Source organism: Algoriphagus sp. (genome assembly GCF_024642405.1).
Taxonomy (GTDB): domain Bacteria; phylum Bacteroidota; class Bacteroidia; order Cytophagales; family Cyclobacteriaceae; genus Algoriphagus.
Genome location: NZ_JAHEBC010000149.1, coordinates 1 through 9,367, shown reverse-complemented (window position 1 = coordinate 9,367; position 9,367 = coordinate 1). Strand labels below are relative to the sequence as shown.

At 38.3% G+C, this 9,367-nt stretch carries 7 protein-coding genes; 3 read left to right on the top strand and 4 right to left on the bottom strand.

From position 1 onward, the window contains the following. Positions 1-328: 328 nt before the first annotated feature. Complete coding sequence (sppA, locus tag Q0L68_RS12070; protein ID WP_296703409.1) at positions 329-2,095, bottom strand: signal peptide peptidase SppA; 1,767 nt, start codon at positions 2,093-2,095, stop codon at positions 329-331. 71 nt (positions 2,096-2,166) lie between these two features. Between sppA and folK the strand changes: the two genes are divergently transcribed. Continuing rightward, positions 2,167-2,652, top strand: a complete 486-nt coding sequence (folK, locus tag Q0L68_RS12065) for a 2-amino-4-hydroxy-6-hydroxymethyldihydropteridine diphosphokinase (RefSeq protein ID WP_296703407.1) — start codon at positions 2,167-2,169, stop codon at positions 2,650-2,652. Between the two features lie 25 nt (positions 2,653-2,677). On the opposite strand, the gene fabD is transcribed toward folK, so the two are convergent. The 3 genes from fabD to Q0L68_RS12050 form a co-directional block, all read right to left on the bottom strand. Continuing rightward, complete coding sequence (gene fabD / locus Q0L68_RS12060; protein ID WP_296703404.1) at positions 2,678-3,553, bottom strand: ACP S-malonyltransferase; 876 nt, start codon at positions 3,551-3,553, stop codon at positions 2,678-2,680. Positions 3,554-3,615: 62 nt separating this feature from the next. After that, positions 3,616-4,050: a thiol-disulfide oxidoreductase DCC family protein gene (locus Q0L68_RS12055; protein ID WP_296703403.1), complete on the bottom strand. Its 435-nt coding sequence runs from the start codon at positions 4,048-4,050 to the stop codon at positions 3,616-3,618. Continuing rightward, positions 4,047-6,827 (bottom strand): gliding motility-associated C-terminal domain-containing protein, encoded by a 2,781-nt coding sequence (locus Q0L68_RS12050; RefSeq protein ID WP_296703401.1) that lies wholly within the window; start codon positions 6,825-6,827, stop codon positions 4,047-4,049. The genes Q0L68_RS12055 and Q0L68_RS12050 overlap by 4 nt, the downstream gene beginning before the upstream one ends. Before the next feature lie 318 nt (positions 6,828-7,145). Here Q0L68_RS12050 and Q0L68_RS12045 point away from each other — a divergent pair, with 318 nt between their 5' ends. Continuing rightward, positions 7,146-7,829 carry a succinate dehydrogenase cytochrome b subunit gene (locus Q0L68_RS12045; protein WP_296703399.1) on the top strand — a complete coding sequence of 228 codons (684 nt, stop codon included), beginning with the start codon at positions 7,146-7,148 and terminating at the stop codon, positions 7,827-7,829. A 13-nt stretch (positions 7,830-7,842) separates the two neighbouring features. Further along, on the top strand, positions 7,843-9,367 hold a 1,525-nt coding region (locus Q0L68_RS12040; RefSeq protein ID WP_296703397.1), incomplete at its 3' end, for a fumarate reductase/succinate dehydrogenase flavoprotein subunit.

Below are 9,367 nucleotides of genomic sequence, written 5' to 3'. Positions count from 1 at the left end.
AAACTTCCAAATGAAGACCAATTGAGGGAGTTTGCAAAAAGTGCAGAAATGCAAGAGATGAAAATTCGGTTTCAGCATGATCTTGATTCTTGGTTAGATCACTTGCATTTGTTGGCAAAGGAAGCGCTAGAAACAGGAGATTTAGAAAAAGCCTGGTTGATCCTATTGCAAGAATAAAATTAGACCCCTGCTAAATTTATTTATTGTAAGGAGAGTATTGATACTACTTAAAAGAAAAGTATATTTTGAATTTTATTGAAAAAAAAAATGGCCTGATGAATACCCGATTAGAAGTCTAATTCTTGGAGAACTCACCAGGCCGTGGTTTTTATTTTATAATATAATCTGCTGGCATTCTTACCTGTATGCCTTGGTATTCTCTCAATTTTTGAACTTGCTTATATATTGCAAAATTTTCCCCTAATTCGGATTGAATCATTTTTAGTTTTACATTTTGTCCAAAGTCACTCATTAGTTGCTCAAACCATGGTTTCTTTTGGGGGAAATAAACTACTCTGTAATCATCTCCCGCATTAATTCTATCAGCAGCTAATTCTATGGTATCGTCTAGACTTCCCAAAACATCAACCAGCCCTCTTTCTATAGCCTGATTTCCTGTCCAAACTCTCCCAGAGGCGACTTCTTTTACAGCTTCTGGGCTCATTCCTCTTCCCTCAGCCACTCTAGAAATAAAGGTTTCATATCCTTTTTCTACACTGGTCTGCATAATATTTCTTTCCACATCGGTAATTTCCCTAGTAGGATTCATAAAGTCAGAAAGTTCTCCCGTTTCTACCACATCTGTGGTAATCCCCATTTTGTCATTTAATAATTCTTCGGCATTAAACCACAATCCAAATATTCCAATGGATCCTGTAATAGTATTCGGCTGTGCAACAATGGTGTCTGCTGGAGCTGAAATATAATATCCCCCGGATGCGGCAACTTCTCCCATTGAAACATAAACTGGTTTAGCTTTTTTGGCTTCAGACATTTCTCTCCAAATCACCTCGGAAGCGAGGACAGATCCTCCCGGAGAGTTGACTCTTAGTACTATGGCTTTTATATTTTCATCTTTTCTTGCCTTACGAATTTCTCTCGCGAACTTTTCTGAACTGATGAATCCTTCTGCATTTCCACTGACAATATCTCCTTCGGCAATGATGACTGCGATTCTGTTTTTTGAGGTAATGTTATTGGATCTTACCGTTGAATTAAGCTTTGTAGCATTGATAGTAGAGATTTCATCATTCTCGCCTATTCCCAACTTCTCTTTGAGCTTGGCATGAATTTCATCTTCGTAAGCTAATCCTGTCATTAAGCTGTATTTCACAGCATCTTCAGGATCATGAACCAGCATTTGATTGTTGGTACGCATAAGAGAATCAAGATTGATTCCTCTGGATTCTGCAATTCCTTTAAGAGCGTTTGAATTGATATCTGATAAAAATGCCTGCGTTTGAAGTCTGTTTTCGTCTGACATTTTCTTTAAAATAAATGGTTCAACCGCACTCTTAAATTCTCCGACACGGAAAATTTCAGGCTTTACTCCGATCTTTTCAAAAAGCCCTGTAAAAAATAAAACCTCGGAAGAAAATCCATTAAAATCTATCCCGCCCATCGGGTTTAAATAAATTTCATCTGCAACAGATGCCAAGTAATAACCACCCTCTGTGTAGGCCTCATCATAAGCTAGGATAAACTTTCCTGATGTTTTAAAGTCCTCAAAAGCTTCTCGAAGTTCCAGTAGATTGGCTTGTCCAGCCATTACCATTCCCGTGTTTAAGTAAATTCCTTTGATACTCTCATTTGTTTTGGCAGCCTGAATGGCCTTTTTTAGATTGACAAGACCTGCTGTATTTGGTTGGCCAAATGCAGATCCAAAAAATGAAAGATCTAGATCATCATCACTTGTTCTTTCGACAATAGTCCTACCATTAAGATTTAAATGAAGGACGGTATTTTCTTTGACTGTTACTTCTTCTTTTCCTGAAGCTGCTATCATGCCGATAATACCAAAGGAAACAAGAATACTCAAAACAGTAAATATAATTAGACCCACAATCACTGCGAGTACATTACCTAAGAATTTCATATTTAGATTAATTTAAGATGCGAAAATAACCTATTTTGGCGAATGTTAATAGGTAGATTCATACGAATGACATGGAGTCAAAGGTTACTTTAATATTAGGGGGCAACCGGGGTAATAGGGAAGTTTTATTAAAAACTGCCGTGAACCGTTTAACGAGTAACAATAAACTTTTGTTAGAATCCTCTATTTATGAAACTGAAGCGTGGGGAGGAATTGCAAAAGAGCCTTTCTTAAATCAGGTTATTCAAGTTAGGTCTTCTCAGGATCCATTGACTTTGTTAGCTTTTATTCAAAAAGTTGAAATAGAATTAGGAAGGAAAAGAAATGAGCATTGGGGAGATCGGACGATGGACATAGATATTCTATTTTGGGATGATTTAGTTTTAGATACTCCTGATTTAAAAATTCCACATCCATGGATCTCTCAAAGAAAGTTTGTTTTGATTCCTCTTAATGAGATACTACCGGACTTTACTCATCCAACGAAGAATAAAACTATAAAGGAATTATTGAAAAACTGCGAAGACAATTCCATAGTGTATAGGTTCAAAAAATAAACCCGCCGAAGCGGGTTTTATTCTTTTAAAGACCGGAAACTTCTGCTTCTGGATGGATTTTTTTAACTAAACCCTGAAGTACTTTCCCAGGTCCACATTCTACAAAATGAGTAGCTCCATCTTTTACCATATTTTGAACCGATTGAGTCCATTTTACCGGCGCGGTAAGCTGGGCAATAAGGTTTGCCTTAATTTCAGACACATCACTAATCGCTGTGGTGCTTACATTTTGGTAAACGGGACAGATAGGCTGGCTGAATTCTGTAGCCTCAATCGCTTTTTGTAATTTCTCTCTGGCTGGTTCCATCAAAGGGGAATGAAAAGCACCACCCACAGGAAGTGGCAATGCACGTTTTGCTCCTGCTTCTTTCATTTTTTCACAGGCAATTTCTATTCCCTTATTAGAACCAGAAATCACAAGTTGTCCGGGGCAATTGTAATTGGCAGGAACTACAATCTCATCTGAAATTCCTTCGCAAATTTCCTCAACTTTTTCATCTGCCAAACCTAGAATAGCAGCCATTGTGGAAGGGTTGATTTCGCAAGCTTCTTGCATTGCCAAGGCTCTTTGGTAAACCAATTTAAGCCCATCTTCAAAGGCCAATGTGCCATTGGCAACCAAGGCAGAAAATTCTCCCAAACTATGACCAGCTACCATGTCTGGAGCAAAATCAGGGGTTGTTTTTGCCAGAATAACAGAATGTAGAAAAATTGCCGGCTGGGTGACTTTTGTTTGCTTTAGCTCCTCAGCAGTACCATCAAACATGATATCTGTGATTTTAAAGCCTAAAATTTCATTAGCCTGTTCAAATAATGCTCTCGCTTGTGGATTTTCCTCGTAAAGGTCTTTTCCCATACCTGGAAATTGGGCACCCTGGCCCGGAAACACAAATGCTTTCATTCAATTGGATTTTGTTTGTGCCAAATATAAAGCTTTTCCGGAAGCGGAACAGAAATCAATTATTAGATACTAGTCTGAAAAGGAGAGTTACTAGGTGTCAAGAACTTTGATTTTTCTTCAGGAGAAGGTAATCTACAGGTGGATTTTTTTCCAAACCAATTATATCTATTTCTTGCAATCCAGTCATAAACCGGATCTCTCAAAAACCTTGGGAGAACAATAAATGGATATAAGATAGGTGTAAGACCTGAAAGATTTCTCGCGATTTTTAGTGCGGCAGTACTTTTATAAAAAATCTGGTTGTCCTCAAGAAGTACTAAGGAATCCAGGTAATTTGGATCTACTTGATACTCAGAAAGTATTTGTTTACTCACCTCATCTTGCAAAGCACCCACTAGAAATTTATTATTCGCGTCATGACGAATAATAAAGTCTATGGATGAATTGCAAAGATTACATACTCCATCAAAAAAGACAATGGATTGTTTTTGACTCATCGAAGTATCTGGATTGTGCCTTTCAGGCTTTCTTTTTGTAAGGCTGGATCTAAAACGTCATAAGTAACCGTACCCGAATAGAAATAAGTTCCTGCTGGTAATTCGTTTCCATTTTTGTCTCTTCCATCCCATCTAATGAAAATATCATTTTCATTGGACTCTAGGCTGTTGTAGGAATAAACTTCAGCACCCCATCTATTTACAATGAAGATTTCTACACCAATGACAAATCTTGGACATTCAGAGAATGGATTGTCGAATGCCATAAATGTTTCATTAAGTCCATCACCGTTAGGCGTGAAGGCATTAGGCAAATTATAAGAAGGGCAGTTTTCAACACAAACAATGTTACTTGGCTCACTTTCATTTCCGGATCTATCCACAGCGGTAATGTAGTAACAGCCTCTATAGGTAGTAAGTTGACTAACTCGGGTCTGCAATTCTATCGCAGAAAGTTCTTGGATCATTGTAAACTCACTATCTTCTCCATCAGAAGTGTAGTATAGCCTGTAGCCACTTAATTCATCATCACATTCACCACTAAAGTCAGGTGACCAACTAAGATCATGATAGAAAGTGGAAGTATTGCAAGGTTGTTCTGCTAAGTATTCTTCACAAAGGGGGCCTTCAAAAGTTAATACTGGAGGACAAGGCAGCCTGTTATCGTCTGGTTTTGCACAAACAATCTGAGACTTGTTCTCCAGAGGGTAAACCAATCCATCTACATTGTAAGATCCTTTTGTAATTACATAATAACAATATTCAATTTCCTTAACCAATGGAACACCATTGAAGCTTCCATCATCTAGGTACATGAACCCATCCTGAGTAACATCTACCTCAGCAATTTTGACGAAGGTATCCTCATCAGTAGCTGCAGCATCTGTTCTGTTTCTGTAAACTTCATGTCTATATTGTTGTACTGAATTATTCCAAGGTACCTGAAACTCCCATGTCAATTCTATTGCCTCATTAATAATAGTAGGCTGCAACCATACAGAAGAGGCTTTGGATGAAGTGTCAATTTTTGTATCTCTATCCAAAAGAATTACTTCATAATTGTATACTAGGTTTTCTGTATTTAATCCTGTATCAGTAAATAATGTGTCAGAAGTAATTCCTAAAGAAATCTGATCTTGATTTCCTGTAAATCCGGTATTTCTCAGCAATTCATATGTGAAAGGACCTGGATAAATAGTTCTATCTATGTCATAAGGAGGGGTCCATTTCACAAAAATTTCACCATTAGTTGGATCAGTTTCTTCAATGCTGACATTGGTTAGAATTGGCACATCTACATCAACTGTAATACAGATTTCTTCAGAAACAACGCTCTCTCCAGATCTTGGAGAAGGGAATGCAGCTACCAATCTGTAGCAATAAGTGTTACCTGGGTCTAATCCCTCAGAACCATTCAGATCAGTAAAACTGAATGTTTGCATGTCGGTAATTCCAACCAATTCATAACCTGCTCTTATTCCAGTTTCGCAACTATCAGGCACATATGGATCTGAATTAATTCTTCTCCAAACCTGCATTTCGCTAGCTGAATTAGAACAAGTATATGGATCCCAACTCAGTTCAGCCGTTCTTCCAGCTTGTTGTTCTATTTGATCAAATACAGGTGGAGGACCTATTACTTTTATTCTCCAAGTTTTAATGTCCACTAAACTTGGTCCGGATGCTGGTTGATCCGAGATTCGGACACGGACGTCGTATTCTCTCGCTCTAACGTGATTACAAACCGTCTGCCATTCAAAATTTACAATTCCTGGGCTAGCTTGATAGTCACCATCATTTGGTGAGAAAGTAGCAGGAGAAGTTGTAATCTCTATGGGTTCTCCATAAACTTCAATCTTAATAGGGTCTCCATCTGGATCTGAACCCTGGATTATCTCTTGGATTAATGTTCCTGCTTCTACGCAGATGTCAGGAGGTAAAATTAATTCTGGTCTTCGATTATCTGAGTTCTCAATAATGATCTGCATATCCCTGACGACATAGCCAATCTGAGTCCAAACTCCATCAAGTTTCCGGTATTCTTTTATTCGGAATGCCACATTAAATTGGCCTGCTGTGCCTGGGGCATCCCATATTAAATCTCCAAAAATTGGATCTAATGTTAAAAAAGCTGGAGTACTTCCATCTTGCTGATTAAAGCTGAATTCGGAAGAAGCCGGACTTCTATAATTATTTACTGGTCTTTGGAAAGCTTGCTTTGGAATATCCAATTCATACGCCAAGCTATCTCCGTCTGGATCATAAGCTCCAGGATTATGGATATATCTTGAGTTGATGGCTCCATTATCCACTGGAGGAATAGTTAAAACCGGTGAATTATTAACTCCAATAAATGGATCAATTGTGATTTGAGTTTCTACATAAAAAGGAGTATCCACCGAATTATCCATATTCAGCGTCCTGTCATTTCTGTTGAATTCCTGAAATCTGATATTATAAACCCCAGGACCTTGATAGGTATGAGTTATAACAAAAGTGTTTTTTTCGATTTGATCACCTAAACTTTCAACCAAAGAGAAATCACTTTCTGTGTTGAGCTGTTCATCACGGCCATCTCCGAAATTGATATTTCCAGGACCAAAAACCACACTTGATCTGGTATCTGTATATCCTACTACAATGATTCTGTAAGTTAAAGTCTGAACAGAAATTCTTTCAGCGATGATTTCACCCGCTCGAATGTGCGTTGCCCAGACATCGGACAGACCTGAAAGAAAGAAGAGTAAAAAAAATCCTAAGGAAAGTTTTAGTTTCATGTTGGTCAAATTATTCAGATCACTTTTTAGATAAACGCCAGATTATCTTTAAGTGATTCACTGGTATTTCAAAACTTTGATTTTCTACCTATACGAAATAAATGAAAGTAAGTAGAAAATCCTGTTAAATTCAAACAATAAAAATTAACAGAGTGTTACAAAACCAAAGTAAACACTAAAATAATATTAAATGAACTTAGTTATTTAGAACTGATTAAAATAAGCAATCCTTAATTACTTGAATTGTTTACTACCTCATCCAAATGTAAATTTGGCCACAATAATAAGAATTCGTTCTAATCTAATCGCACTATCTGTATGAGTTGGGTTACCAAAACCTTAAGTAGCACCCTAGGAAGGAAATTGATCATGGCATTGACCGGGCTTTTCCTCATCCTGTTTCTGACAGGCCACGTTTCTGGAAATTTGCTTCTATTCAAAAATGACGGAGGAGAAGCATTTAACATTTACGCAAAATTTATGACCACCAATCCGGCTGTCAAGTTGTTGTCTTATCTGACATACATCTCAGTTATTGGTCATGTCATCTATTCTATCATGCTTTCGAGCAAGAACAAATCAGCTAGACCAGTTGGTTATTCTGTTTCAAAAGCTTCGACTAATTCAAGTTTTGCCTCCAGAAACATGGGAGTTTTAGGGACAATTGTTCTTTTGTTCCTAATTGTTCATATGCAGAGCTTCTGGTATGAAATGCATTGGGGAGATCTTCCGATAAAGACATATGACGGAGAGCAATACAAAGATCTATTTTCTATAGTTTCTTTTGCCTTTCAAAATGAACTAATGGTAGGCGGATACGTCATCGCTATGGGATTTCTTTCTTTTCACCTTTCCCATGGCTTTGCAAGTGCATTTCAAACGCTAGGTTTGAACCATAAAAAATATACGCCAGCCATTGAGGCTTTAGGCAAATTTTATAGCATCGTGGTACCTGTGCTTTTCGCAAGTATGCCACTGTATATCTATTTTACACAGAGCTAATCCATAGTCCCGTATGATACTAGATTCAAAAACACCTGCAGGCCCTTTAGCCGAAAAGTGGACAAAACATAAATTTACCAGCAAACTGGTAAATCCCGCAAATAAAAGAAAATACGAAGTAATAGTAGTAGGCACCGGACTGGCAGGTGCATCTGCTGCTGCCTCATTAGCTGAGCTCGGATATAATGTAAAAGCTTTTTGTTTCCAAGACAGTCCTAGAAGAGCCCACTCAATTGCGGCACAAGGCGGAATCAATGCAGCGAAGAATTATCAAAATGATGGAGACTCAGTTTTTAGGCTTTTCTATGATACTATAAAAGGTGGAGATTATAGAGCCAGAGAATCTAATGTCTACAGACTTGCTGAGGTTTCAGTAAATATTATTGACCAATGCGTGGCACAAGGAGTCCCTTTTGCAAGAGAGTATGGTGGCTTGTTGGCCAACCGTTCGTTCGGTGGAGCTCAAGTTTCCAGAACTTTCTATGCGAGGGGCCAAACTGGACAGCAATTGCTTTTAGGAGCTTATTCTGCATTGAGCCGTCAGGTCGCTAACGGAAAAGTTAAACTTTATCCGAGAACCGAAATGATGGATTTGGTAACTGTAGATGGTCAAGCTAGAGGTATTGTGACCAGAAATTTGATCACGGGAGCTATAGAAACCCATGCTGCTCATGCTGTATTGCTTTGTACTGGTGGATATGGAAACGTGTTTTTCCTCTCTACGAATGCAATGGGATCCAATGTAACTGCCGCATGGCGAGCTCATAAAAAAGGTGCATTCTTTGCAAATCCTTGTTATACGCAGATTCACCCAACTTGTATTCCTGTTTCTGGAGATCATCAGTCTAAATTGACATTGATGTCTGAATCACTCAGAAATGACGGTAGGGTTTGGGTTCCTAGAACAGTCGAAATAGCTGAAAAACTGAGAAAAGGTCAGATCAAACCTTCTGATATTAAAGAGGAAGATCGAGATTATTACTTGGAAAGAAAGTATCCAAGTTTTGGCAACCTTGTTCCTCGTGACGTTGCGTCCAGAAATGCAAAATATGTCTGTGATGAAGGTAGAGGTGTAAATGAAACAGGTGAAGCAGTATTTCTTGATTTCAGAGATGCAATCAATAGAGACAGTGAGGCAGCTATCCGAGCTAGATATGGCAACTTGTTTGACATGTATCAGCAGATCACTGGGGAAAATCCCTACAAAACCCCAATGATGATTTATCCTGCAGTTCACTATACAATGGGTGGACTTTGGGTTGATTATAATTTGATGACTACCGTTCCTGGACTCTATGCGTTAGGAGAAGCCAATTTCTCTGATCATGGAGCAAACAGGTTAGGAGCTTCTGCATTGATGCAGGGACTTGCTGATGGCTACTTTGTGATTCCTTATACTTTGGGAGATTATTTAGCGCAGAATTTAGCAACTAAAGTTGATACGGATCATCCAGAATTCACCAAAGCAGCAGAGGAAGTTAAGGCTAAAATCCAAAAACTTCTTTCCATTAAAGGAACCAAAACTGTGGATCATTTCC